Genomic DNA, 26,560 nt, shown 5'->3' with positions numbered 1-26,560 from the left:
AGAAGAAACGATGAGTCAATTAAACAACGTCTGGGTCTTTAGCGATAATCCTGAACGTTATGCCGAACTGTTTGGCGGCGCGCAACAATGGGGCCAACAGGTGTATGCCATTGTACAAAATACCAACCAGGCACAGGCTGTTATGCCTTATGGTCCAAAATGTATTTATGTTCTTGAGCAAAACGATGCACTGCAACGCACTGAAAATTACGCTGAAAGCATTGCTGCCCTGCTGAAAGATAAACACACTTCTATGTTGCTGCTGGCCGCGACAAAACGCGGTAAAGCGCTGGCTGCACGGTTAAGTGTGCAACTGAATGCGGCGCTGGTGAACGATGCCACTGCGGTTGATGTGGTCGATGGTCACGTTTACGCCGAGCACCGTATGTATGGCGGGCTGGCGTTCGCCCAGGAAAAGATCAATAGCCCGCTGGCGATCATTACCCTTGCGCCCGGTGTTCAGGAACCTTGCACCAGTGACGCCTCGCATCAGTGTCCGATTGAAACTGTGCCTTACCTTGCTCCGCGTCATGAAATTCTTAGTCGCGAACGCCGTGCGAAAGCGGCAAGCAGCGTGGACCTGAGCAAAGCAAAACGCGTGGTTGGCGTCGGTCGTGGTCTGGCAGCGCAGGATGACCTGAAAATGGTTCACGAACTGGCAGCGGCACTCAATGCTGAAGTCGGTTGTTCACGCCCGATTGCCGAAGGCGAGAACTGGATGGAGCGTGAACGTTATATTGGTGTCTCCGGCGTGTTGCTGAAATCCGATCTCTACCTGACGCTGGGGATCTCCGGGCAGATCCAACATATGGTTGGCGGCAATGGCGCAAAAGTGATTGTCGCCATCAATAAAGATAAAAACGCGCCAATCTTCAACTATGCCGACTACGGTCTGGTGGGCGATATCTACAAAGTCGTCCCTGCCCTGATTAGCCAGTTGAGTCACTAATTCCCTTTCAACCACATCTCCCGCTGTAAACGCAGCGGGAAGGGAGCATAACGCATGTCGGATGACAAATTTGATGCCATTGTGGTCGGTGCGGGCGTTGCCGGTAGCGTTGCCGCATTGGTCATGGCGCGAGCCGGACTGGATGTCCTGGTGATAGAACGCGGCGACAGTGCCGGATGTAAAAATATGACCGGCGGGCGTCTTTATGCCCACACGCTTGAAGCGATCATTCCCGGCTTTGCTGCATCAGCGCCGGTAGAACGCAAAGTCACACGCGAGAAAATCTCCTTCTTAACCGAAGAAAGCGCCGTTACCCTCGATTTTCACCGCGAGCAGCCAGATGTTCCGCAACACGCGTCTTATACCGTATTGCGCAATCGTCTCGACCCGTGGTTGATGGAACAAGCCGAACAGGCGGGTGCGCAGTTTATCCCGGGCGTTCGCGTCGATGCGTTGGTTCGTGAAGGAAACAAGGTCACAGGCGTGCAGGCCGGGGATGATATTCTCGAAGCCAATGTGGTGATTCTGGCTGATGGCGTTAATTCAATGCTTGGCCGTTCGCTGGGAATGGTTCCCGCCTCCGAACCGCATCATTACGCTGTTGGCGTTAAAGAAGTCATTGGCCTCACGCCGGAGCAAATCAACGATCGCTTTAACGTTACTGACGACGAAGGTGCCGCCTGGCTGTTTGCCGGTTCCCCTTCTGACGGCCTGATGGGCGGCGGATTCATCTATACCAATCACGATTCCGTATCGTTGGGTCTGGTTTGTGGATTGGGTGATATCGCCCATGCGCAAAAAAGCGTGCCGCAAATGCTGGAGGATTTTAAACAGCACCCCGCCATTCGCCCGCTGATTAGCGGCGGCAAGTTGCTTGAATATTCCGCGCATATGGTGCCGGAAGGCGGTCTGGCAATGGTGCCGCAACTGGTTAACGATGGTGTGATGATCGTCGGTGACGCCGCCGGCTTCTGCCTCAATCTGGGCTTTACGGTTCGCGGAATGGATTTAGCCATCGCATCGGCCCAGGCGGCTGCCACAACGGTGATTGCCGCCAAAGAACGCGCGGATTTCTCCACCAGCAGTCTGGCGCAATACAAGCACGAGCTGGAACAAAGCTGTGTCATGCGTGATATGCAGCATTTTCGCAAGATCCCGGCGCTGATGGAAAACCCGCGCCTGTTTAGTCAGTATCCGCGCATGGTCGCCGATATCATGAACGATATGTTCACTATTGACGGCAAACCAAACCAGCCGGTACGAAAAATGATTCTCGGACATGCGAAGAAAATCGGGCTGATTAATCTGCTGAAAGATGGCATTAAGGGAGCAACCGCGCTATGAGCCAGAACGCTACGGTCAACGTTGACGTCAAATTAGGCGTCAACAAATTCCATGTTGATGAGGGCCACCCGCATATCATTTTGGCGGAAAATCCCGACATCAATGAATTCCGTAAATTAATGAAAGCTTGCCCTGCCGGACTGTATAAGCAGGATGACGCAGGAAACATTCATTTTGATTCTGCCGGTTGTCTGGAGTGCGGCACCTGTCGGGTGCTGTGCGGCAACACTATTCTCGAACAATGGCAATATCCCGCAGGCACCTTCGGTATTGATTTTCGCTACGGCTAATCATGCATCCCACAGGCCCGCATCTCGGGCCTGACGTTCTGTTTCGAGAGTTCAAAATGAAAGTGACATTAACGTTCAACGAACAACGTCGTGCGGTGTATCGTCAGCAAGGGTTATGGGGCGATGCTTCGCTGGCCGATTACTGGCAGCAGACTGCATGCGCGATGCCAGACAAAATAGCCGTGGTCGATAATCATGGCGAATCGTACACCTATGGCGCACTCGATCACGCCGCGAACTGTCTGGCAAGCTGGTTACTGGCTAACGGTATTGAATCGGGCGATCGTATCGCTTTTCAATTGCCTGGCTGGTGTGAATTTACCGTTATCTATCTTGCCTGCCTGAAAACCGGTGCGGTTTCCGTGCCGTTGTTGCCTTCCTGGAGAGAAGCTGAACTGGTGTGGGTGCTCAATAAGTGTCAGGCAAAAATGTTTTTTGCACCGACATTGTTTAAACAAACGCGTCCGGTAGATTTAATCCTGCCGCTGCAAAATCAGCTTCCACAACTACAACAAATTGTCGGCGTGGATAAGCTGGCCCCCGCCACCTCGTCTCTCTCGTTAAGTCAGATTGTTGCCAACAATCCCCCGCTGGCCGCCGCAACATCGGTCCACGGCGATGAATTAGCGGCGGTGCTATTTACCTCCGGAACTGAGGGCATGCCAAAGGGCGTGATGCTAACGCATAATAATATTCTTGCCAGCGAACGGGCTTATTGTGCACGGCTTAACCTGACCTGGCTGGATGTCTTTATGATGCCTGCACCACTCGGTCACGCAACGGGCTTTCTGCATGGCGTAACAGCACCATTTTTGATTGGTGCTCGCAGCGTGTTGTTAGATATTTTTACCCCGGAAGCCTGTCTCTCGCTGCTTGAGCAACAACGTTGCACCTGTATGCTCGGCGCAACGCCGTTTGTTTATGACCTTTTGAATCTACTAGAGAAACAGCCTGCCGACCTTTCTGCGCTGCGTTTCTTTCTTTGCGGCGGCACCACGATCCCCAAAAAAGTGGCGCGTGAATGCCAGCAGCGCGGCATTAAATTATTAAGCGTTTATGGTTCCACAGAAAGCTCGCCACATGCAGTGGTGAATCTCGACGATCCTTTGTCGCGCTTTATGCACACCGATGGTTACGCTGCCGCAGGCGTGGAAATTAAAGTGGTCGATGACGCACGCAAGACCTTACCGCCAGGTTGCGAAGGTGAAGAAGCCTCGCGTGGCCCCAATGTGTTTATGGGGTATTTTGATGAACCTGAATTAACCGCCCGTGCGCTGGATGAAGAAGGCTGGTATTACAGTGGCGATCTCTGCCGCATGGATGAGGCTGGCTATATAAAAATTACCGGACGCAAGAAAGATATTATTGTCCGCGGCGGCGAAAATATTAGCAGCCGTGAAGTGGAAGATATTCTATTGCAGCATCCTAAAATTCACGATGCTTGTGTGGTTGCAATGCCCGATGAACGCTTAGGTGAACGTTCATGTGCCTATGTCGTGCTGAAAGCACCGCATCATTCATTATCGCTGGAAGACGTGGTGGCTTTTTTTAGCCGTAAGCGGGTCGCGAAATATAAATACCCTGAACATATCGTGGTGATCGAAAAACTGCCGCGCACGGCCTCCGGTAAAATACAAAATTTTGTTACGCAAAGATATTCTTCAACGGCTGGAACAAACATGCGTTGAGGCATAATTCATAAATAATAAAGCACCTTATACGCAAGGTGCTTTATTCAATCCCGATTAACCACGTCCGACATATGGCATATTATTTGCCATAATCGTTATTTCCAGCACATTCGTGGTTACTGGCAACTGGGCCATCATCTGAATGGCTGCTGCAACATCAGCAACATTCATCATATCTTCCGCTTTAATAGCGCCATCTGCCTGATAAACGCCCTTACGCATCCGATTCGATAATGTCGTTTCCGCATTGCCGATATTAATTTGCCCGCAAGCGATATTAAATTTGCGACAATCAAGGGAAATGGCCTTGGTCAACCCGGTAACAGCATGTTTCGACGCCGTGTATGCCGCAGTATAAAGGCGCGGTGTCAGTGCGGAAATCGACGCATTGTTAATAATGCGTCCTCCCATTGGCTGCTGCGCTTTCATGATTTTAATCGCTTCTTTCGAACACAAAAATGTCGAGTGAATATTGGCGTTAAACACGCGTGTCCACTCAGTAAACTCAACCTCTTCAATACTTTTTGCCGGACTATTATTGCCCGCATTATTGAACAAGAGATCCAGTCGACCAAAACGAACCTTAATCTCGGCAAATAGTGCAACGACAGCGGACTCATCCGTGACATCAGCAACCAGAGGAATAAAGCGTTCCTTGGCTAAACCTTGTGCACATTGCTGTAAGGTTTCTTCGTTACGCGCGGCAACAATAACAGTATATCCAATGTCATAGAGTGCCTTTGCTGCCGCGTAGCCGATACCTTTACTTCCCCCTGTCACCAGGGCAATTTTTGTCATAGCCAGCTCCGCCTATAATAAACTCATGTCGATTTTCACGACTGTTTTTTTGATTTTCTCCACGTTCTCGACTTTATAACATGCCCGATGTACCTCTTCCGGGAAGACCACCACAAACTGTCCTGGTGTCAACGTGATTATCCGATCATTAATACGTTCATCAGCATAAAAAATAACGTCACGGTCGCCCAGGTGGCTTTCTACAACCGAGTTTTCTCCATCATCAAAATCCACACAAATCCGCTCTTCTCCGGCAATTAAGAAATGGACATCAAGATATTTACGATGAACTTCTGGTCGGCATTCATGTAGTGGTTTAGTCATCGGTTCAACCACGGTATAAAATATTGAGTCATCCTGAATAAAAACCTTTTCCCCCACAGGAACACTATTCAGCTCATGCTGTGAAAGATACTCAATGACACGAGCAATGACAGGATGAAATGTCCGCTTTTGTTGTTCACTAAGATACGCGATATCACCATAAATCATATTTCCCGCCTTATTGAGTAACAGGGTAATAACTGGCTGTCCGCTAAAGAAAGCCTGTAAGTTATCAAAAACCAAATCTGCCATTGCATTAAACGTTTCGCTCGTACCACTGGCGATATGTGGCGTCAGGACAACGTTATCCAGCGACATTAATTGTTCTGGCACATGTGGTTCGTTGGCATAAACGTCCAGTGCCGCACCAGCAATGATGTTATTTTGCAGAGCATCAATCAGATCGGTTTCGTTCACCACTGATCCCCGGGAAATACTGATCAAATGTCCGGTTTTCCCCAGAGCCTGCAGCACAGTTTTGTCGATAACGCCGCGTGTACTTACCCCGCCTGGCAGCGTCAGAACGAGGAAGTCCACCGCTTGCGCCAGAGAAACCAGCGAATCATGCGCCGTCCATTCAGGTTTGTTATGCGGTTTTGGGTCGAAATAGTGAATTTCCATTTCAAATGCTGCTGCACGGCGGGCTACAGCATTACCAATGTTCCCCAGACCAACAATTCCGCAACGTTTACCACTCACTTTCGTCGCCATCGGGAAACGCCCTTCGTTTGGCCAACGACCGCCACGAACATAACGATCGGCAATGTTAATACGTCGGGCAATATTGAGTAACAACGCCATGCCAATGTCTGCAACACAGTCATTAAGCACGCCAGGGGTGTTGGTGACGATAACGCCATGCTCCCTGGCTGCCACGATATCAATAGGGTCATAGCCCACACCATTGCTGGCAATAATCTTCAGATTCGGAAATTTTTCAATTAGCGCCCGAGAAGCTCCCATTACCGGATTACCACTGGTCACCAGCGCCTTAATATCCGGCGCGATCTGCGTGTAAAAAGCGTCTGCGTCGGTCAGTTCCCACAGGCGATATGCGGTGAAGGTAGATTCAACTTTAGCCATTAAGCGGTCGCTTAATTTGCCGACGATCGCCACCTGAATATCTTTTAAGTTCATACACTATTCCTTGATTGATGTTTGCCGCAGGCCACTTACCATAGGCCAAGAATTTTCCACCACACCGCCCCCAGTCCGAACCAGATGACAATGTTCAACAACATGACGATAAAGCCCAGCCGCCACCATTCTCGTTGCGAGACATAGCCAGCGCCGTAATAGATGACTGCGGGTCCGTTGCCATAATGCGAAATGCCGCTCATCAGGTTAGTGACGAACGCCAGTGACAGAGCAGCCATCATCGGCGGCGCGCCTGCAGCAACCGAGACGCTGCCAAAAGCGGCATACATCGCCACTACATGCGGCGTACTTCCGGCAAAGAAATAGTGGGAATAGCAGTAAACTATCAGCAACACCGTCAACGTTATCTCCCACGGAATGCCGGTGAACAGAGCCGAGGTTGTGACAGCAAACCATTTGAACAGGCCAAGCTGATTGAGCTTATCAGCCATACAGATCATGACGCCCAGCCAGACCAGAATGTCCCAGGCCCCCTTCTCTGACTGCACATCCTGCCAGGTGATAATCCGGGTCATCAACATTAAACAGACGCCGGAAAGCGCGACAGCGGTCGCATCCAGACCAGTCCATTTCGATGTACTCCAGGCCAATAATGAAAGCAGGAAAATGCCAATCGTCACGCGCTCATCTCGGGTTACCGGCCCCATTTTGATAAGTTCTTCCTGTGCCAACGCTTTGGCTTCTGGCGTCTTTTTGATCTCTGGCGGGTAGAGTTTGTAAATGACCAACGGCATAGTGATAAAAGCGATAATGCCCGGCACCAGTGCGCTTAGCGTCCACATCCCCCATGAGATATCGACAAATAAGGTGCTGGCCGCCAGAGATACAATGAGTGCATTTGGCGCGCTGGCCGTCATAAACATCGAGGATGAGAGACAGTTGGAATGGAACACCGTCTGCATCAGATAAGCGCCAATTTTACGCGGCCCTTGATCCGGTTCAGATCCAAAGCTGTTAGAGACACTGCGAACAATCGGGAACAAAATTCCCCCTGCTCGCGCTGTGTTTGATGGCGTTGCGGGCGCGATAATCATATCGCTTAGCGCCAATGTATAACCCAGACGTAACGAGCTGCCGCCAAATCCGCGAATCAGCAAAAAGGCGATACGCCGCCCCAACCCCGTTTTGATGAATCCTTTCGCGTACAGGAATGCGGCGACAATAAGCCATACCGTGGTGCTGCTGAAACCTTTTAAGGCTTCGCTGGTTTTCATCATGCCGGTCAGCATAATAAAACTGATGGCTATTAACGCGATAGCGCCTACCGGCAACGGTTGCAGAATAAACGCCACCACAGTGGTGATGAATATGGCCAGAATGTGCCAGGTTAAGGGTGTTAATCCGTCAGGGACGGGGGAAAACCATATAGCGAGTGCGACAATCGCACAAATCAGGACTTTCAAATAGCAACTCATATGCAATCCCTGTAGCTGTTTCCCTCCGCTCGCGGAGGGAATTTATCCTGTTTTCTGTACAGCCAGACAAATCAGAAAATCGGTTTTAGTTCGAATAAATTCTCTGAATTACATAATCTGCGCTTATGTCTGAATAACGGTGCGGTAATTTTTCATATCCATATCCCTTTTTATGCTGTGGTTGAAGACAGTATAAAAACGGGACTCGCCAGTGACTTCGTGCAATCCAACGAACTCTGGACGAAAAAATTACGCATATGCTTAAGGAAATTGACGAGTGGTCACATTCGGCTTTGAGAAAAAACAGTATCGAGAATTATTCTGTGGAGAGGATCGCAAACGAATTAAAATCAGAAAGAACACCAGCCAATTATTCAGATGATGCCCGGAAGCTTTTTATATTGCACGAGCGCGTTTGCCCGAAGTAGGTTGATAAAAGGTGGGGATATAGAAATGGACCCGGCGACTGAACGCCGCCGGGTATTTATTTTATTTCTTCAGTTCAGCCAGGCTTAACCAGGTTTGCACCACGGTGTCCGGGTTCAGAGACAGGCTATCGATCCCCTCTTCCATCAGCCATGCAGCAAAGTCTTCGTGGTCAGACGGTCCCTGACCGCAAATGCCGACATATTTGCCCTGTTTCTTCGCGGCACGAATCGCCATCGACAGCAGTGCTTTCACCGCATCGTTGCGCTCATCGAACAGTTCAGACACCACGCCGGAGTCACGATCCAGACCGAGCGCCAGCTGCGTCATGTCGTTTGAGCCAATTGAGAAGCCGTCGAAATATTCCAGGAACTGCTCTGCCAGCAAGGCGTTGGACGGAATTTCACACATCATGATGATTTTCAGCCCGTTCTCGCCACGTTTCAGCCCCTGACGCGCCAGTTCTTCAACCACTGCTTTCGCCTGGTCTACGGTACGCACGAACGGGATCATGATCTCAACGTTGGTCAGCCCCATGTCGTTGCGCACACGTTTCACCGCTTCACACTCCAGTGCGAAGCAGTCGCGGAAGCTGTCAGAAACGTAGCGGCCCGCGCCACGGAAGCCCAGCATCGGGTTCTCCTCATGCGGCTCGTAACGCTCACCACCCACCAGATTGGCGTATTCATTGGATTTAAAATCAGAAAGACGGACAATCACGCGTTTCGGATAAAACGCGGCGCCCAGCGTCGCGATCCCTTCGGTCAGTCGGCCAACGTAAAATTCGCGTGGAGAATCAAAGCCTTTCATCATCTCGCGAATTTCATTTTGTAACTGTGGTTCCTGATCGTCAAACTCAAGCAGTGCGCGGGGGTGAACGCCAATCATGCGGTTGATGATAAATTCAAGACGCGCCAGACCTACACCTTCGTTCGGCAGGCAGGCGAAGTCGAAAGCACGGTCCGGGTTACCGACGTTCATCATCACTTTCAACGGCAGGTCCGGCATGGTTTCCACGCTGGAGCTTTTCACACTGAATTCAAGCAACTCCGCATAGACGTAACCGGTATCGCCTTCGGCACAAGAAACGGTGACGTTCTCACCGTCTTTCATCCGTTCGGTCGCATCACCGCAGCCCACTACCGCCGGAATACCCAGTTCACGAGCGATAATTGCCGCGTGGCAGGTACGACCGCCACGGTTGGTGACGATGGCGGACGCTTTCTTCATGATCGGTTCCCAGTCCGGGTCGGTCATGTCAGTGACCAGCACGTCGCCAGGTTCAATGCGGTTCATTTCGCTGATGTCATGAATGACTTTCACCGGACCCGCGCCGATGCGATGACCGATAGCGCGGCCTTCGGCGATAATCTTACCCTGTGAATGCAGCGTATAACGTTCCATCACCTGACCACGAGAACGCACGGTTTCAGGACGCGCCTGCACGATAAACAATTTACCGGTGTGGCCATCTTTCGCCCACTCAATATCCATCGGGCGACCGTAGTGTTTCTCAATTTGTACGGCCTGTTTTGCCAGTTCCTGCACTTCTTCGTTGGTCAGCGAGAAGATGTCACGCTGTTCCTGCGGTACATCTTCAATTTTAACCTGCTTGCCGTGTTCCTGGGTCGGCGCGTAGACCATGCGGATTTTTTTCGACCCCATGGTGCGGCGCACGATAGCCGGGCGATTCGCTGCCAGTGTCGGTTTATGCACGTAAAACTCATCCGGGTTAACCGCGCCCTGCACCACCATTTCACCCAGGCCCCATGCGGAAGTGATAAACACCACCTGGTCGAAGCCGGATTCGGTATCAATGGAGAACATCACGCCAGAAGATGCGAGGTCGGAGCGCACCATTCGCTGAACACCGGCGGAGAGTGCCACGCCACGGTGATCGTAACCCTGATGCACACGATAAGAGATGGCGCGATCGTTAAACAGAGAAGCAAAGACATGTTTCACTGCCACGAGAACGGCGTCAAAACCCTGAACGTTGAGGAAGGTTTCCTGCTGACCGGCAAAAGAGGCGTCCGGCATATCTTCTGCGGTGGCGGAGGAACGCACCGCAAAAGAGGCATTTTCGTCATCGGCGGAAAGCTGTGCATAGGCTTCGCGGATGGCGTTTTCCAGCTCAGGCTGGAAGGGAGTGTCGATAATCCACTGGCGGATTTGCGCGCCCGCTTTCGCAAGCTGGGTAACATCGTCAATATCCGTTTTATCCAGCAGTTCATAGATGCGCTGGTTTACGCCGCTTTGGTCCAGAAACTGGTTAAACGCGTCGGCGGTTGTGGCGAAACCATTCGGAACGGAAACACCCATTCCGGAAAGGTTAGTAATCATTTCACCCAGGGAGGCATTTTTGCCCCCAACCCTGTCTACATCATTCATGCCGAGTTGGTTATACCAAAGCACCAGCGGTGACGAGCCATTGTTGGACATCGAACAATCCTTTTGTGATAAATGAACGGTTTGAGAAACACATTTCTGCGCATTTATCTTTGCATATTTAACCGGATGAAAAAAACGGTGAATCGTTCAAGCAAATATATTTTTTTACTTTTTAAGACTGATCCCAGCGTTGCGCAAATCCGCTATCTTCAGTAATTTCCACATAAACCATCGGTATAAACGAAAGCGTAAAAATGAAATACTGTTTTCATAAAATATAAAATTGAAGGTTCATTTTATAAACCAGGCATAACCTTCTACGCTTCTGTACGTTTTTAATTTATGCTTTCATAGAATTATGTCTGCATCACGGGAAGAACAAAATGGATAATGCTGTTGATCGCCACGTTTTTTATATTTCTGATGGTACGGCTATAACTGCGGAGGTATTAGGACACGCAGTGATGTCACAATTTCCCGTTACTATCAGCAGCATTACGCTGCCGTTTGTCGAAAATGAAAGCCGTGCACGGGCGGTGAAGGATCAGATTGACGCAATTTATCACCAGACAGGTGTGCGCCCGCTGGTTTTTTACTCCATTGTGCTACCGGAAATCCGCGCCATCATTTTGCAAAGCGAAGGTTTTTGCCAGGATATTGTGCAGGCGCTGGTTGCCCCTCTCCAGCAAGAGATGAAACTGGACCCGACGCCGATTGCTCACCGTACCCACGGCCTGAACCCTAATAATCTCAATAAATATGATGCGCGTATTGCGGCAATTGATTACACCCTCGCCCATGACGACGGCATTTCGTTGCGCAATCTGGATCAGGCTCAGGTGATCCTGCTCGGTGTCTCTCGTTGTGGTAAAACCCCCACCAGCCTGTATCTGGCGATGCAGTTTGGTATCCGTGCGGCAAACTACCCTTTTATTGCCGATGACATGGATAATCTGGTGCTACCCGCGTCGCTCAAGCCGCTTCAGCATAAATTGTTCGGACTGACTATCGACCCGGAGCGTCTGGCGGCGATTCGCGAAGAGCGTCGGGAGAACAGTCGCTATGCCTCGCTTCGCCAGTGCCGGATGGAGGTTGCGGAAGTGGAAGCGTTGTACCGTAAAAATCAGATCCCGTGGATTAACAGTACCAATTATTCGGTAGAAGAGATTGCCACCAAGATCCTCGATATCATGGGCCTTAGCCGCCGAATGTACTAGAGAACTAGTGCATTGACTTGTTTTTTTGTTATCATGCTAACCACCCGGCGAGGTGTGACACACCTCGCACTTGAAATCAGCTGCGATTGGTTTATCGTGATGCGCATCACTTCCCGGTAGTCCTGCCGTTGAAGCAACAAATTTCTGAGACTTGTAATGAACAGAACTGACGAACTCCGTACTGCGCGTATCGAGAGCCTGGTAACGCCCGCCGAACTCGCGCTACGGTATCCCGTAACGCCTGGCGTCGCCAACCATGTCATTGATTCCCGCCGCAGAATTGAAAAAATACTGAATGGTGAAGATAAGCGACTGTTGGTCATTATTGGCCCCTGCTCGATCCACGATCTGACCGCTGCCATGGAGTATGCCACCCGTCTGCAGGCGTTGCGCAACCAGTACCAGTCACGACTGGAAATTGTAATGCGTACCTATTTTGAAAAACCGCGTACCGTTGTCGGCTGGAAAGGACTCATCTCCGATCCGGATTTAAACGGCAGCTATCGCGTTAATCACGGCCTTGAAATGGCGCGTAAATTGCTGTTGCAGGTAAATGAACTGGGCGTTCCCACCGCGACCGAGTTTCTCGATATGGTGACCGGTCAGTTTATTGCTGACTTAATTAGTTGGGGCGCGATTGGCGCACGGACTACCGAGAGCCAGATCCACCGTGAAATGGCGTCAGCCCTCTCCTGTCCGGTAGGTTTTAAAAACGGTACCGATGGCAACACGCGGATTGCCGTGGATGCTATCCGCGCTGCCCGTGCCAGTCATATGTTCCTCTCGCCAGACAAAAACGGTCAGATGACCATCTATCAGACCAGCGGCAACCCGTATGGCCACATTATTATGCGTGGCGGCAAAAAACCGAACTACCATGCCGATGATATCGCCGCAGCCTGCGATACGCTGCACGAGTTTGATTTACCTGAACATCTGGTGGTGGATTTCAGCCACGGTAACTGCCAGAAGCAGCACCGTCGCCAGTTAGAAGTTTGTGAGGATATTTGTCAGCAAATCCGCAATGGCTCCACGGCGATTGCCGGAATTATGGCAGAAAGTTTCCTGCGCGAAGGTACACAAAAAATCGCCAGCAGTCAGCCGCTCACCTACGGTCAGTCGATTACCGATCCTTGTTTAGGTTGGGAAGATACTGAACGCCTGGTCGAAAAACTCGCCTCTGCGGTAGATTCCCGCTTCTGAATGCGTGCCCATTCCTGACGGAATGGGCATTTCTGCGCAACTTGTTGTCTTCTCAACACATTACTGCTTGCTCTGGCTCGCCATAATATTGATAATAAGAATCATTGTTATATAAATTATTATTAATTTCTATGCGTTATACGGATAGCAGAAAACTCACGCCTGAAACGGATGCCAATCACAAGACCGCTTCCCCGCAGCCCATTCGGCGAATTACCAGCCAGACACTGTTAGGTCCGGATGGCAAACTGATTATCGATCATGACGGGCAAGAATATCTGCTCCGTAAAACTCAGGCTGGCAAGCTGCTGTTGACCAAGTAGCCTTTAACTCGAGCAGCTGACTTCAAGCCGTTTACCCCAGTCAGGTGGACGACTGACATAGTCATCATCCCTGTCGCTGAAAGGATTTCGCAACGCTTCATGCAGACGGTGCAATTCCGTCATATCACCCTTTTCTGCCGCCTCAATAGCGCGTTGCGCCAGCCAGTTTCGCAATACCAGCGCAGGGTTAACGCTCTGCATCAGTTGCTGACGTTCACTATCGGCAACTCCGTCTTGTTGCAAGCGCGTCCGATAACGCGTAAACCAGTCATCAAACGCCGCGCGGTCAATAAACTCATTGCGCAGTGGTGAAGCCGCACTGTGCTGCTCGGTCAGACTTAACATGCGGAATGTGCGAGTATAATCACTGCGCTCTTGCGCCATCAGACTGAACAATTCATTCAATAGCGCATTATCCTCTTTTTGCTCCGTCATAAAGCCCAGCTTCTGCCGCATACGTTTTCCATAATGCGTCAACAAAACCTGTTGATAGCTTTCCAGCGCCTCGTTTAACGCGTCGACAGTGATAAACGGCGACAATGTCTGCGCCAGACGCTGTAAATTCCACAACGCAACGGCAGGTTGATTATCAAAGCTGTAACGTCCCTGATGATCAGAGTGATTACAAATAAAGCCCGGTTCATAATCGTCGAGGAAAGCAAATGGACCATAATCCAGCGTCAGCCCGAGAATCGACATGTTATCCGTGTTCATCACCCCGTGAGCAAAACCGACTGTCTGCCAGCTGGCGATTAACGAAGCCGTACGTGCGACAATATCGGTAAACCAGAGGCGGTATTTATCCTCTTCATCCTGAAGATGCGGCCAGTAATAGCGAATGGCGAAGTCAGCCAGCTGGCGAACTTTTTCCGGTTCCCGACGATAGTAAAAGTGTTCAAAGTGGCCAAATCGCAAATGACTCTGCGCTACGCGCATCAGCATCGCTCCTGATTCGACCGTCTCCCGGTAAACCGGCGTATCGCTGGTAACAATGCTTAAGGCGCGTGTCGTCGGAATGCCAAGGTGATGCATTGCCTCACTGGCAAGACTTTCGCGAATTGTTGAACGTAAAACCGCACGTCCGTCGCCCATCCGCGAATAAGGCGTCAGCCCCGCACCTTTCAGATGCCAGTCCATGGTGGTGCCGTCGGCAAACTGTTGCTCGCCGAGTAAAATACCGCGCCCGTCGCCAAGCTGCCCCGCCCAGACACCAAACTGGTGGCCACTGTAGACCTGGGCCAGTGGCGACATACCTGGCAGTAAAGTTTCGCCGCCCCAGACACCCGCGCCACTTTCAAACAACGACGATGGAACACCCAGCGTATTAGCCAGTTCGGCGTTATACCAAATCAACCGGGCATTATTTAAAGGCGTAGGGGAAAGCGATGTATATGTTGCCGGCAATTCATCACGCCAGCGGGTAATAAAAGACAGGGTCATAGATCCTCCTGTTTGATAGTGTAGACGGTTACTCTCGTCTTAAACACCAGCAAACAAGAGGGTTATCGCTGGACCAGCGTTGTTATCTGGCTTACGGGAACTGCGGGCCACAAGCATCCCTGAAAAGCATGGAAACCAAACGGCACCATCTGCGCCAACATCTCCGGTGTATTAATACCAGCAGCAATAATACAATTGCAACAAGGTGAAATTTGCGCATGGAGCGCACGAATAAAAGGCGCGAAAGATTTATGGACTATTTGTTGCTGAATAAAACCTTTATCCAGCATGACGCGAGTGAAAAGCCCATCAAAAACAGCCTTCATTGTACTGTTGCCCGCACCCAAATTTCCCAAAACCAATGGGAAAATTTGCGATAAGTGCAAAAGTTCATAATTATCTTTTCCCTCATTAAGATGAGGATAATTTTCATTAATCATCAATTCAGCAAAAGGAATTTTTAATAGTTTGCTTGCGTAATTATCCCTATCTAATAATAACTTTGCTACTTGTGGCGTTAAATTAATCCAGGCAAAGAGTTTGTGTTGAATAAAAAAATGTTGGCATGATTTTAGTAATTCCAACTTTTCGGCAAATAATTGCCAATGCTGCTCCTCTGAAAGTTGTGCAATAACCCGTGTCGTCGGGATGCGAACCGTACCGTCGTCACTGGAGAAATGGGTTATTAACTCAACCCCAACAAGATTTTGTTGGCTGTCTCTTATCGGTAGAAAATAGTAATCAGAATGATAAAGATTCTCCAGTAAGACCTTCATGGTAACAGCCCCTCTCTACGGATTTTTTTCAACATCCAGATAAAAAGTTTGAGGCCATAAGGCATAACAAATACAGAAGGAATAACTTTCATTTGTTCCATGTTAACCACTTTTTCAGGGGTCCTTTTTTTAGATTATCCTGAGTATAAACGAATATTCCATTTGCGGTATTTTTGTCTGCAAAATACTACTGTATTCAGGAGTTAACAGACGGTGCGGTATCATCACCGTCCATTTATTGGGATACTAGATTCGTCTCGCCTGCCAGAAATTTTTCTGCCAGTAGACATTATCGAGGGAAGAACGCATCACCCCCTTGCTGGTAGAGGCATGAATGAATTGATTGTTGGTATCGTAAATACCCACGTGTAAACCATTTTGCCCGGAACCTGTTTTGAAAAAGACCAGATCGCCAGGCAGCAATTCTTCTTTATCAATTTGGGTACCGATAGCGGCCTGTTGTTTTGTTTCGCGTGGCAACTGCAAGTCGAAACGGTCGCGCATCGTCACAACCACGAAACCCGAACAGTCCACTCCACGTCGAGTCATGCCGCCATAACGATACGGCGTACCATGCCAGCTCTGTAGTTGATCGTTCAAACCAGCAATGACAGTAATGGAGTCAGAAAGCCTGGCGTTTGGCGGCGGCGCTTTATGATGGCTACACCCGGCCAGAAACAGTGCTGTAATTAAAATTAGGCAGAAACGCATTCCGTACGAATCCTCTGTTTTTTATTCTTGCATTAATTTAGCGTCGAAATTACCCGTTTTTCAAGATGCTAATGAAATCAGGTGGTCGAAATCAGCATTCGGTGACCTTCAATGTCCAGACGACGGAAGCTCATGCCATAAGCCTGGGCCAGATTCGGCGGCGTTAGTACTTCATCTCTCCGCCCACTGGCAAGCAGTTTTCCTTGTTTAAGTAACCACGCCCGATGCGCGTGACGCAATGTGTGGTTAAGATCGTGACTGCTCATCACAATCGCCACGCCTTGCTGACATAGCGCGCTCAAAATTTTATCTAACGCGCTTTGCTGGGCAACATCAAGGCTGTTCATGGGTTCATCAAGGAGAAGTAATTGACCTGACGGATTCGCTTGCGGCGTAATTTGTAACACCACCGCAGCAAGACGGACACGTTGCCATTCACCACCGGATAGTTGATTGGTGCTTCGACCGAGTTTGTCATCAAGGGCCAACGCCCCTGCAACATCATTTAGCAGATCGGTTCGCGTTTTATCGTGCTGGTGCATGGTCAGGTAATGCCAGACCGGCATAGCAAACGGCGGCGTCTGCTGTTGTGCAAGATAGGCGCGATGCAGGGCGAGTTTTGTTGCGGGCCAGGTATCCAGTGGTTTACCTGCAAACTGAATGCTTCCCTGACCACTGGTCATCCCCGCCATTCGCGCCAGCAAGGTGCTCTTGCCCGCGCCGTTCGGCCCCACCAGATGCAGGATCTCCCCTGCCCGGACCTCGCCAGAAAGTGGCCCAAGGCGGGTTGATTCCGCTACATCCTGTAACTGCATCACAATAGACATTATTTTGCCAACGCCAGTTTAATGCTTTCCATTACAATAGGATCTTCCGGCGTCATATCCGGGGAAAAACGCTGGATGACCTTTCCGTCTCTACCCACCAGAAACTTTTCAAAATTCCACAAAATATCATCAGGATACAGCGGTGCGCGGCCTTTACTGGCCATTCGCGCGTAGAAACCGCTCTCTTCCGGTGCCACCGCCGTGGGCGCTGCGGCAATCAATTTTTGATATAGCGGATGACGCCCTTCGCCATTGACCTCAATCTTACTGAACATTGGGAACGTCACGCCCCAGGTGGTGGTGCAATAAGTTTTAATTTCTTCATCACTACCAGGTTCTTGTTCAAGGAACTGGTTGCACGGAAATCCCAGCACGACAAAACCACGATCGGCCCAGGCTTTCTGGATATTCTCCAACTGTTCATATTGCGGCGTTAAGCCACACTTTGAAGCGACATTGACAATCAGCAGCACATTACCGGCATATTTCTCCAGCGTGGTCACTTCCCCGTCAATCGTCTTCACTACGGTGGTCAGAATGGGATCTTGCATCGTGTCTCCTGGATAAGGTCAGTAAAAATATTAGCTTTTAATCATAGACCGTCTTTATGCGGCTAACGTCCTGCTTTTAACAATAACCAGATAAACACCGGCGCGCCCAGGGTGGCGGTGACCACACCAATCGGTAACTCTGCGGAAGCCAGGGCCAGTCGAGCAACAATATCGGCAAGCAGCAACGCAGTAGCACCTGCCAGCGCGCAGCCGGGAAGTAATACCCGGTGATCGGTTAATCCGCACAGCCGCAGAATATGCGGGATAACCAGGCCAATAAACCCAATAGCGCCAGCCAACGCCACACTGACACCGACCATCCAACCGGTAGCCGCGACCAGCACATTGCGCCAGAGCCACAGTGGTAACCCCAGTTGTCGCGCCGAGATTTCACCCAGCGCTAACATATTCATTGGGCGGGACTGACAGCAAATCCACAACAACACCGGAATCAAGGCCACCATCAGCCAACTTTGCCGCCAGTCTACACCACCAAAGCCGCCCATCATCCAGTACATCAGTTGGCGTAAATCAACAGACGTGGAAAAGTAGATGGCCCACGTCATTAACGCGCTACAGATGATACCCAGCGCAACACCAGCCAACAGTAATCGGCTGGTTGAAAGATGACGGCGGGCAAAACGCAAGAGAATTAAGGTGATAATAAGCGCGCCAGCAATCGCACACAGCCCCAGCGCCCAGTTCGGTAACTGCCCTTGCCCGAGCAATACAGCGGCGATAAGCCCCACTCCAGCGCCGTTAGAGACGCCAAGCAGCCCCGGCTCCGCAAGAGGGTTTTCAAACAGCGCCTGCATGACCGCGCCTGATAACGCCAGCGCCGCGCCAACCAGCAATACAGCCAGGGTACGTGGCAGGCGAATTTGCCAGACGAACAGTTCGCCACGAGGAGTGAACCAGTCGGTAGGTGAAATCCATTGTTCACCAGCGCAAAGGCTTAAGAGAAGCGCCAGCAGCATCAAAACTGACAGGCATAATAACCAGCGAATATTTTGTCGCTGTTGGTGGCGGGCAAGTGTCAGCATGGTATCCGTTCTGCTGAAGTGTCATTCCGTTGATTTTACGGTGACTCTTCGACAGTGAAAAGAAAAAAGGCCGCAGAGCGGCCTTTTTAGTTAGATCAGATTACTCGTCTTTGGGTGTGGCGTTTTCGACCCGGCTTTTTAACTTCTGTCCGGGTCTGAAGGTCACCACGCGCCGTGCTGTAATGGGAATATCCTCGCCCGTTTTCGGGTTACGTCCCGGGCGTTGATTCTTATCACGCAGATCGAAGTTACCAAAACCAGAGAGTTTCACCTGCTCGCCGTTTTCCAGAGCGCGACGGATCTCTTCGAAAAACAGTTCAACCAGTTCTTTGGCATCCCGCTTGCTAAGCCCAAGCTTATCAAACAGATATTCTGACATTTCAGCTTTTGTAAGCGCCATAGGTTCAATCCCTCAATGATGCCTGGAATCGCTCTTTTAATGCCTCTACACATTTGGCGACGGTAGCGGCAATCTCCTCTTCTTCGAGTGTACGGCTGGTATCTTGCAGGATCAGGCTTATGGCGAGGCTCTTATACCCCTCCGCAACACCCTTACCGCGGTACACGTCAAATAAGTTTACGCCAACTACCTGATTTACGCCAACTTTCTTACATTCGGATAAAATATCCGCTGCGGGAACGTTTTCTGCAACCACAACCGCGATGTCACGACGGTTCGCCGGGAAGCGCGAAATCTCGCGCGCTTGAGGCACCACGCGGTCTGCGAGCTTGTTCCACTCCAGTTCAAACACCAGAGTGCGACCGTTAAGATCCAGTTTACGTTCCAGTTCAGGATGAACAACCCCAACAAAACCAATACGTTCACCTTTCAGATAAATCGCTGCGGATTGCCCCGGATGCAGTGCCGGATTCGCTTCTGCACGGAACTCAACCTCATTCAGTTTACCGGTCAGGTCGAGAACGGATTCAAGATCGCCTTTCAAATCATAGAAATCAACGGTCTCTTTTGCCAGGTTCCAGTGCTCTTCGTAACGGTTACCGCAAATCACACCGGCTAACATCAGATCCTGACGAATGCCCAATGGCGCCTGGGTATCTGGCACGAAGCGCAGACCGCTTTCAAAAATGCGCACACGGTTTTGCTGACGGTTCTGGTTGTACACTACAGTTGCCAGCAGACCTGTCCACAGAGAAAGACGCATTGCCGACATTTCAACGGAAATCGGGCTTGGCAGCAGTAAGGCTTCAACACCCGGGTGGATCATCTGCTGCACTTTCGGATCAACGAAGCTATAGGTGATCACTTCCTGATAGCCTTTGTCGTTGAGCAGCGTTTTCACGCGCTTGAGCGACAGGTCAGCTTCACGGTGAGTCCCCATAATCAGACTTGCCTGTACCGGTTCATCCGGGATGTTGTTGTAGCCGTAAACGCGCGCCACTTCTTCGACCAGATCTTCTTCAATCTCCATGTCGAAACGCCAGCTCGGCGCAACTGCCTGCCACTCGTCTTTGCCTTCGGTCACTTCGCAGCCGAGACGACGCAGAATGTCAGTGACCTGCTCATCAGCAATATGATGGCCGATCAGACGATCCAGTTTGCTACGACGTAAAGTGATGGTTGCACGCTTCGGCAGCGTTGCTTCGTTGGTGATATCAATTACCGGACCAGCCTCACCACCGCAGATGTCGATCAGCAGACGGGTCGCACGTTCCATTGCTTTGTGCTGCAGTGCCGGATCAACACCACGCTCGTAGCGGTGAGACGCATCGGTATGCAGGCCATGACGACGAGCACGTCCGGTGATCGACAGCGGGCTGAAGAAAGCACATTCCAGCAGAACGTTTTGCGTTTCGTCATTCACGCCAGAGTGTTCGCCACCAAAGATGCCGCCCATCGCCAGCGCCTTGTTGTGGTCGGCGATGACCAGAGTGTCAGCATTCAACTTCGCTTCGGTACCGTCGAGCAGTACCAGCGTTTCGCCCTCTTTCGCCATCCGCACCACAATGCCGCCTTCAATGCGATCTTTGTCGAAAGCGTGCATCGGCTGGCCCAGTTCAAGCAGCACATAGTTGGTGACGTCAACGACTGCATCGATAGAACGAATCCCGCAACGACGCAGTTTTTCTTTCATCCACAGCGGAGTTGGCGCTTTAACGTTAATGCCTTTTACTACGCGGCCAAGATATCGCGGGCAGGCTTCCGGTGCTTCTACCGCAATCGGCAGCGTGTCATCGATGGTTGCACCAACCGGGACAATTTCCGGTTCAACCAGTGGAAGCTGGTTCAGCACGGCAACATCACGCGCTACGCCGATAATGCCTAAGCAGTCTGCACGGTTTGGCGTCACACTGATTTCGATGGTGTTGTCATCAAGTTTCAGGTATTCACGGATGTCGGTGCCAATTGGCGCATCCGCAGGCAGTTCGATAATACCGTTATGATCGTCAGAAATACCCAGCTCAGAGAAGGAGCACAGCATCCCTTCAGACGGTTCACCGCGCAGTTTCGCGGCTTTAATTTTGAAATCGCCCGGCAATACAGCACCAATAGTTGCTACCGCCACACGCAAGCCCTGACGACAGTTTGGCGCGCCGCAGACGATGTCCAGCAGGCGATCACCACCGACGTTGACTTTGGTCACTCGCAGTTTGTCAGCATTCGGATGCTGCGCACATTCAACCACTTCACCAACGACCACGCCGTGGAAGCTACCGGCAACCGGTTCTACACCGTCAACTTCCAGGCCCGCCATCGTGATTTGATTCGCCAGCGCATCGCTATCAATCGCCGGGTTCACCCATTCGCGTAACCACAGTTCACTGAATTTCATAATCTATTCCTGCCTTATTTAAACTGTTTGAGGAAACGCAGATCGTTTTCGAAGAATGAACGCAGGTCGGTGACGCCGTAACGCAACATGGTCAGACGCTCCATCCCCATACCGAAGGCGAAACCGGAGTAAACTTCCGGATCGATGCCAACATTACGCAGCACGTTCGGATGCACCATCCCGCAGCCCAGTACTTCCAGCCATTTACCGTTTTTACCCATGACGTCCACTTCTGCAGAAGGTTCGGTGAACGGGAAGTAGGAAGGACGGAAGCGAATCTGCAAATCTTCTTCAAAGAAGTTACGCAGGAAGTCGTGCAGCGTGCCTTTCAGGTTGGTAAAGCTGATGTTGGTATCAACAATCAGACCTTCCATCTGATGGAACATCGGCGTGTGAGTCTGGTCGTAGTCGTTACGGTAAACGCGGCCAGGCGCGATAATACGAATCGGCGGCTGCTGGGCTTTCATGGTGCGGATCTGTACGCCAGAGGTCTGGGTACGCAGCAGGCGGGTAGCGTCAAACCAGAAAGTGTCGTGGTCAGCGCGCGCCGGGTGGTGGCCAGGAATGTTCAGAGCATCGAAGTTATGATAATCATCTTCGATTTCCGGCCCGGTTGCCACGGTAAAGCCAAGCTCACCGAAGAAACTTTCGATACGATCGATGGTACGGGTAACCGGATGCAGACCACCATTTTCGATACGACGACCTGGCAGGGAAACATCGATAGTTTCTGCAGCCAGACGCGCATTCAGCGCTGCGCTTTCCAGTTCGGCTTTACGCGCATTCAGCGCCTGCTGAACTTGCTCTTTCGCTTCGTTGATAACCGCACCAGCTGCCGGACGCTCTTCTGGCGGCAGCTCACGCAGGGTCGTCATCTGAAGGGTTAAGTGCCCTTTTTTACCCAAATATTCGACGCGCACATTGTCTAACGCGGCAACATCTGACGCCTGGCTAATGGCCGCCTTCGCACTGGCAACCAGTTCTGCGAGATGTGACATGGTTTTCCTCATTGTGTCAGTGGTGACACTGGTTCGTTGGACTTAGAGCCTATCCCATCAGGCTATTTTACTTGCCATTTTGGTCCCGGGCAGTGCTCGAAATCCTCACGTACTTAAGTACGCTCCGGTTTCTCCACGCTGACCGTGTCCAGACTGGCTGCGACAATTACGCCTGATGAGACAGGCTTTTTATTTTTCAAAACGCGCATACAAAAAAAGCCTCCACTGGGAGGCTTTCAGGCGCTGTTTTCCGTTTCTCTTCTCACGCGCTAGCCTCCTGGAGTCAGGTGCTAAAGTAAAAAAAGAAGCGGAAAATAGCAGCATTCATTGCTTGCGTTACCTTTTGGTACTTTTCAAAGGACCTTTATTGAAAAGGCTACGGCGATAAAAGTCAATGTTTTGATGGCGTTGAAACGAAAAGAGGGAGACTAGCTCCCTCTTTCAACTGGCTTATGCCAGAGCTGCTTTCGCTTTTTCAACCAGAGCGGTGAACGCTACTTTGTCGAATACTGCGATATCAGCCAGGATCTTACGGTCGATTTCAACAGAGGCTTTTTTCAGGCCATTGATGAATTTGCTGTAAGAAATACCGTTCTGACGTGCTGCTGCGTTGATACGCGCAATCCACAGTTGACGGAACTGACGCTTACGTTGACGACGGTCACGGTAAGCATACTGACCAGCTTTGATAACAGCCTGGAAGGCAACGCGGTATACGCGAGAACGCGCACCGTAGTAACCTTTAGCTTGTTTCAAAATTTTCTTGTGACGTGCGCGTGCAATAACACCACGTTTTACGCGAGCCATATGTGCTCTCCTGTATCTATATTCTAATTAAAAAGTTAAAAAACGTTAACGGCTTATGCGTACGGCAGGCACGCGATTACCAGACCCAGATCGCCTTTGGAAACCATGGCTTTCGGACGCAGGTGACGTTTACGTTTGGTCGCTTTTTTGGTCAGAATGTGACGCAGGTTAGCGTGCTTGTGCTTAAAACCACCTTTACCGGTTTTTTTGAAGCGCTTAGCAGCACCGCGTACGGTCTTAATTTTTGGCATTTTAATAACTTCCACTTCGCATTGTTGATAAACAGAAACAAAGGCGAATCACCCTGTGAGCCGAGGCCCACAGGAATGATTACTTGATGGCCTTACTGTTTCTTCTTAGGAGCGAGCACCATGATCATCTGGCGGCCTTCGATCTTCGTTGGGAAGGATTCGACCACTGCCAGTTCTTGCAAATCGTCTTTCACGCGATTAAGCACTTCCATACCGATTTGCTGGTGCGCCATCTCACGACCGCGGAAACGCAGCGTGATTTTGGCTTTATCACCCTCTTCGAGAAAGCGAATCAGGCTGCGGAGTTTTACCTGATAGTCGCCTTCATCTGTACCAGGACGGAATTTAATTTCCTTAACCTGGATAACTTTTTGCTTTTTCTTCTGTTCCTTAGAAGACTTGCTCTTTTCATAGAGGAATTTGCCGTAATCCATTATACGACAAACCGGCGGCTCGGCGTTAGGGCTGATCTCGACTAAGTCTACTCCGGCTTCTTCAGCTTTCTCCAGAGCTTCTCTCAGACTCACAATACCAAGCTGCTCGCCTTCCAAACCTGTTAAGCGAACTTCCTGGGCGCGAATTTCGCCATTGATACGGTTAGGACGCGCCGTTTGAACTCGTTTTCCGCCTTTAATACCTTATTCCTCCAATTGTTTAAGACTGCGGCTGCGAATCTCTTGTTGCAGCTTCTCGATCACTTCATTTACGTCCATGCTTCCCAGGTCTTTACCACGGCGGGTGCGAACGGCAACTTTGCCAGATTCCACCTCTTTATCACCACAGACCAGCATATATGGGACGCGACGCAAAGTGTGCTCGCGGATTTTAAAGCCAATCTTCTCATTTCTCAAGTCTGCTTTAACACGAATGCCCGCATTTGATAGTTTTTGCGTCAATTCGTTAACGTATTCAGACTGTGAATCCGTAATGTTCATGATAACAACCTGAACCGGCGCAAGCCAGGTCGGGAAGAAACCAGCGAACTCTTCGGTCAGGATACCGATGAAACGTTCCATCGACCCAAGAATTGCACGGTGAATCATTACCGGAACCTTACGCTCGTTGTCTTCGCCTACATAGGAAGCGCTCAGACGAGACGGTAAGGAGAAGTCCAGCTGTACTGTACCGCACTGCCATGCACGATCGAGGCAGTCATACAGGGTAAATTCAATTTTCGGACCGTAGAACGCGCCTTCACCCAGTTGATACTCAAACGGGATGTTGTTTTCTTCCAGCGCAACTGCCAGGTCCGCCTCAGCACGATCCCACATTTCGTCACTGCCAATACGTTTTTCAGGACGAGTGGAAAGCTTGACCACGATCTTCTCGAAGCCAAAAGTGCTGTACATATCATAGACTAAACGGATACATCCGTTAACTTCATCGCGAATTTGTTCTTCAGTACAGAAGATATGCGCGTCATCCTGAGTAAAACCACGCACGCGCATCAGGCCGTGAAGGGATCCTGACGGCTCGTTACGGTGGCAGCTACCGAACTCGGCCATACGCAGCGGCAGATCGCGATACGATTTCAGCCCCTGGTTAAAGATTTGTACGTGACCCGGACAGTTCATCGGCTTAATGCAGTATTCACGGTTCTCAGAAGAGGTGGTGAACATTGCATCTTTATAGTTTTCCCAGTGACCGGTTTTTTCCCACAGGACGCGGTCCATCATAAACGGACCTTTAACTTCCTGATACTGGTACTCTTTCAGTTTAGAGCGAACGAACACTTCCAGTTCACGGAAGATGGTCCAGCCGTCATTGTGCCAGAACACCATACCCGGCGCTTCTTCCTGCATATGGTACAGGTCGAGCTGTTTACCGATTTTACGGTGGTCGCGTTTAGCGGCTTCTTCCAGACGCTGCAGGTACGCGTTGAGGGCTTTTTTATCTGCCCACGCAGTACCATAAATACGTTGCAACATTTTATTGTTGCTGTCGCCGCGCCAGTAGGCCCCTGCCGTTTTCATCAGTTTGAAATGGTGGCAGAAACGCATATTCGGTACGTGCGGACCGCGGCACATATCGACATATTCTTCGTGGAAATAGAGGCCAGGCTGGTCATCATGGGCGATGTTTTCGTCCAGGATGGAGACTTTATAGCTCTCGCCGCGTTTAACGAAAGTTTCACGCGCTTCGTGCCAGCTGACTTTCTTCTTAATGACGTCGTAGTTTTTCTCAGCAAGCTCATGCATCCGCTTCTCGAGTGCTTCGACATCTTCCTGGGTTAACGTGCGGTCAAGATCAACGTCGTAATAGAAACCGTTGTCAATAACCGGGCCGATTGCCATTTTGGTATGCGGCCAAAGTTGTTTAATTGCGTGCCCTAACAGGTGCGCACAGGAGTGACGAATGATCTCCAGACCTTCTTCGTCTTTAGCGGTAATGATCGCCAGTTTAGCGTCGTTTTCAATCAAATCGCACGCATCTACCAGTTCGCCATTAACGCGCCCTGCGATACAGGCTTTCGCCAGACCTGGACCAATGTCCAGCGCAACATCCATGGGGCTTACAGCGTGGTCGTAATGGCGTTGGCTGCCATCAGGAAGAGTAATAACAGGCATGTTATATCCTTATTTGCAGTGGTGACCCACACGAAAGATCACATACAAAGATTCATATGAAATTTATCAAAAAGGTTTGGGCTGATTCCCGCTTCACTCTGCGAAATATGTCACAGCATGCTGATTGGCGATGCCAGACCTACACCCACTTTCTGATAATACCGCTTGGCAGTTTACACGGTAATTGTTATCGGGCAAAGCGACAATCATCATGTTCGATATGATATAAATCAATACAGGCAACACCTGACCCTTTTGTTACACTCGA

General features: G+C 50.4%; 24 protein-coding genes, 1 pseudogene and 1 other annotated feature. Of the genes and pseudogenes, 7 read left to right on the top strand and 18 right to left on the bottom strand.

Going from position 1 to position 26,560, the window contains the following annotated elements:
* Positions 1 to 10: 10 nt before the first annotated feature.
* The 4 genes and pseudogenes from FFT88_RS00750 to fadK all read left to right on the top strand — a co-directional run bounded on the left by FFT88_RS00750 (position 11) and on the right by fadK (position 4,278).
* Positions 11 to 949 carry an electron transfer flavoprotein subunit alpha gene (locus tag FFT88_RS00750; RefSeq protein ID WP_135405835.1) on the top strand — a complete coding sequence of 313 codons (939 nt, stop codon included), beginning with the start codon at positions 11 to 13 and terminating at the stop codon, positions 947 to 949.
* 54 nt (positions 950 to 1,003) lie between these two features.
* On the top strand, positions 1,004 to 2,293 hold the full coding sequence (locus FFT88_RS00745; protein WP_135405834.1) for an FAD-dependent oxidoreductase: 1,290 nt from the start codon (positions 1,004 to 1,006) through the stop codon (positions 2,291 to 2,293).
* On the top strand, positions 2,290 to 2,583 hold the full coding sequence (locus FFT88_RS00740) for a ferredoxin family protein (RefSeq protein WP_135405833.1): 294 nt from the start codon (positions 2,290 to 2,292) through the stop codon (positions 2,581 to 2,583). The genes FFT88_RS00745 and FFT88_RS00740 overlap by 4 nt, the downstream gene beginning before the upstream one ends.
* Positions 2,584 to 2,639: 56 nt before the next feature.
* A pseudogene (fadK, locus tag FFT88_RS00735) lies at positions 2,640 to 4,278 on the top strand (medium-chain fatty-acid--CoA ligase).
* A 50-nt stretch (positions 4,279 to 4,328) separates the two neighbouring features.
* Here the strand turns inward: fadK and FFT88_RS00730 are convergent.
* The 4 genes from FFT88_RS00730 to ppsA all read right to left on the bottom strand — a co-directional run bounded on the left by FFT88_RS00730 (position 4,329) and on the right by ppsA (position 10,837).
* The gene (locus tag FFT88_RS00730) at positions 4,329 to 5,072 is read right to left on the bottom strand and encodes an SDR family oxidoreductase (RefSeq protein ID WP_130218913.1); all 744 of its coding nucleotides are present in this window, start codon (positions 5,070 to 5,072) and stop codon (positions 4,329 to 4,331) included.
* Between the two features lie 12 nt (positions 5,073 to 5,084).
* Positions 5,085 to 6,533 (bottom strand): YhcH/YjgK/YiaL family protein, encoded by a 1,449-nt coding sequence (locus FFT88_RS00720; protein ID WP_240731048.1) that lies wholly within the window; start codon positions 6,531 to 6,533, stop codon positions 5,085 to 5,087.
* Between the two features lie 35 nt (positions 6,534 to 6,568).
* On the bottom strand, positions 6,569 to 7,969 hold the full coding sequence (locus FFT88_RS00715; RefSeq protein ID WP_130218907.1) for an anion permease: 1,401 nt from the start codon (positions 7,967 to 7,969) through the stop codon (positions 6,569 to 6,571).
* 489 nt (positions 7,970 to 8,458) lie between these two features.
* Entirely contained in the window at positions 8,459 to 10,837 is a 2,379-nt protein-coding gene (gene ppsA, locus FFT88_RS00710; protein WP_130208268.1) for a phosphoenolpyruvate synthase, read from the bottom strand.
* Between the two features lie 332 nt (positions 10,838 to 11,169).
* On the opposite strand from ppsA, the gene ppsR reads away from it, so the two are divergent.
* The 3 genes from ppsR (at position 11,170) to hemP (ending at position 13,529) form a co-directional block, all read left to right on the top strand.
* Positions 11,170 to 12,003 (top strand): posphoenolpyruvate synthetase regulatory kinase/phosphorylase PpsR, encoded by an 834-nt coding sequence (gene ppsR, locus FFT88_RS00705; RefSeq protein ID WP_000368046.1) that lies wholly within the window; start codon positions 11,170 to 11,172, stop codon positions 12,001 to 12,003.
* Positions 12,004 to 12,159: 156 nt separating this feature from the next.
* Positions 12,160 to 13,206, top strand: a complete 1,047-nt coding sequence (gene aroH / locus FFT88_RS00700) for a 3-deoxy-7-phosphoheptulonate synthase AroH (RefSeq protein WP_130218903.1) — start codon at positions 12,160 to 12,162, stop codon at positions 13,204 to 13,206.
* 131 nt (positions 13,207 to 13,337) lie between these two features.
* Positions 13,338 to 13,529, top strand: a complete 192-nt coding sequence (gene hemP / locus FFT88_RS00695; RefSeq protein ID WP_001270810.1) for a hemin uptake protein HemP — start codon at positions 13,338 to 13,340, stop codon at positions 13,527 to 13,529.
* Between the two features lie 3 nt (positions 13,530 to 13,532).
* On the opposite strand, the gene selO is transcribed toward hemP, so the two are convergent.
* The 14 genes from selO to thrS all read right to left on the bottom strand — a co-directional run bounded on the left by selO (position 13,533) and on the right by thrS (position 26,292).
* Positions 13,533 to 14,969 carry a protein adenylyltransferase SelO gene (selO, locus tag FFT88_RS00690; protein WP_135405832.1) on the bottom strand — a complete coding sequence of 479 codons (1,437 nt, stop codon included), beginning with the start codon at positions 14,967 to 14,969 and terminating at the stop codon, positions 13,533 to 13,535.
* A gap of 62 nt (positions 14,970 to 15,031) precedes the next feature.
* On the bottom strand, positions 15,032 to 15,745 hold the full coding sequence (locus tag FFT88_RS00685; protein ID WP_130224663.1) for an EAL domain-containing protein: 714 nt from the start codon (positions 15,743 to 15,745) through the stop codon (positions 15,032 to 15,034).
* Positions 15,746 to 15,991: 246 nt separating this feature from the next.
* Positions 15,992 to 16,456, bottom strand: a complete 465-nt coding sequence (locus FFT88_RS00680; protein WP_130208276.1) for an NlpC/P60 family protein — start codon at positions 16,454 to 16,456, stop codon at positions 15,992 to 15,994.
* 77 nt (positions 16,457 to 16,533) lie between these two features.
* Complete coding sequence (btuD, locus tag FFT88_RS00675) at positions 16,534 to 17,283, bottom strand: vitamin B12 ABC transporter ATP-binding protein BtuD (RefSeq protein ID WP_135405831.1); 750 nt, start codon at positions 17,281 to 17,283, stop codon at positions 16,534 to 16,536.
* Positions 17,283 to 17,834 carry a bifunctional thioredoxin/glutathione peroxidase gene (gene btuE / locus FFT88_RS00670; protein ID WP_130208280.1) on the bottom strand — a complete coding sequence of 184 codons (552 nt, stop codon included), beginning with the start codon at positions 17,832 to 17,834 and terminating at the stop codon, positions 17,283 to 17,285. The genes btuD and btuE overlap by 1 nt, the downstream gene beginning before the upstream one ends.
* A 62-nt stretch (positions 17,835 to 17,896) precedes the next feature.
* Positions 17,897 to 18,877: a vitamin B12 ABC transporter permease BtuC gene (btuC, locus tag FFT88_RS00665; protein ID WP_135405830.1), complete on the bottom strand. Its 981-nt coding sequence runs from the start codon at positions 18,875 to 18,877 to the stop codon at positions 17,897 to 17,899.
* 100 nt (positions 18,878 to 18,977) lie between these two features.
* Positions 18,978 to 19,277 (bottom strand): integration host factor subunit alpha, encoded by a 300-nt coding sequence (gene ihfA / locus FFT88_RS00660; RefSeq protein WP_002440155.1) that lies wholly within the window; start codon positions 19,275 to 19,277, stop codon positions 18,978 to 18,980.
* A gap of 4 nt (positions 19,278 to 19,281) precedes the next feature.
* Positions 19,282 to 21,669, bottom strand: a complete 2,388-nt coding sequence (pheT, locus tag FFT88_RS00655; RefSeq protein ID WP_001524772.1) for a phenylalanine--tRNA ligase subunit beta — start codon at positions 21,667 to 21,669, stop codon at positions 19,282 to 19,284.
* Between the two features lie 14 nt (positions 21,670 to 21,683).
* Entirely contained in the window at positions 21,684 to 22,667 is a 984-nt protein-coding gene (gene pheS / locus FFT88_RS00650) for a phenylalanine--tRNA ligase subunit alpha (protein ID WP_000018588.1), read from the bottom strand.
* Between the two features lie 209 nt (positions 22,668 to 22,876).
* Positions 22,877 to 23,001 (bottom strand) — a sequence feature (Phe leader region).
* A complete protein-coding gene (gene pheM, locus FFT88_RS25220; RefSeq protein WP_001386830.1) occupies positions 22,951 to 22,995 on the bottom strand; it encodes a pheST operon leader peptide PheM in 45 nt (14 codons plus the stop codon). It overlaps the preceding feature by 45 nt.
* Positions 23,002 to 23,117: 116 nt before the next feature.
* Positions 23,118 to 23,474 (bottom strand): 50S ribosomal protein L20, encoded by a 357-nt coding sequence (rplT, locus tag FFT88_RS00640; protein ID WP_000124850.1) that lies wholly within the window; start codon positions 23,472 to 23,474, stop codon positions 23,118 to 23,120.
* 53 nt (positions 23,475 to 23,527) lie between these two features.
* On the bottom strand, positions 23,528 to 23,725 hold the full coding sequence (rpmI, locus tag FFT88_RS00635; RefSeq protein ID WP_001124225.1) for a 50S ribosomal protein L35: 198 nt from the start codon (positions 23,723 to 23,725) through the stop codon (positions 23,528 to 23,530).
* A gap of 92 nt (positions 23,726 to 23,817) precedes the next feature.
* A complete protein-coding gene (infC, locus tag FFT88_RS00630) occupies positions 23,818 to 24,360 on the bottom strand; it encodes a translation initiation factor IF-3 (RefSeq protein ID WP_001700733.1) in 543 nt (180 codons plus the stop codon).
* Between the two features lie 3 nt (positions 24,361 to 24,363).
* Positions 24,364 to 26,292: a threonine--tRNA ligase gene (gene thrS, locus FFT88_RS00625; RefSeq protein ID WP_130208286.1), complete on the bottom strand. Its 1,929-nt coding sequence runs from the start codon at positions 26,290 to 26,292 to the stop codon at positions 24,364 to 24,366.
* Between the last annotated feature and the right edge of the window lie 268 nt (positions 26,293 to 26,560).

The sequence above is a fragment of the Escherichia sp. E4930 genome (assembly GCF_005845405.1).
GTDB lineage: Bacteria > Pseudomonadota > Gammaproteobacteria > Enterobacterales > Enterobacteriaceae > Escherichia.
This window is presented reverse-complemented; position numbering and strand designations above follow the sequence as displayed.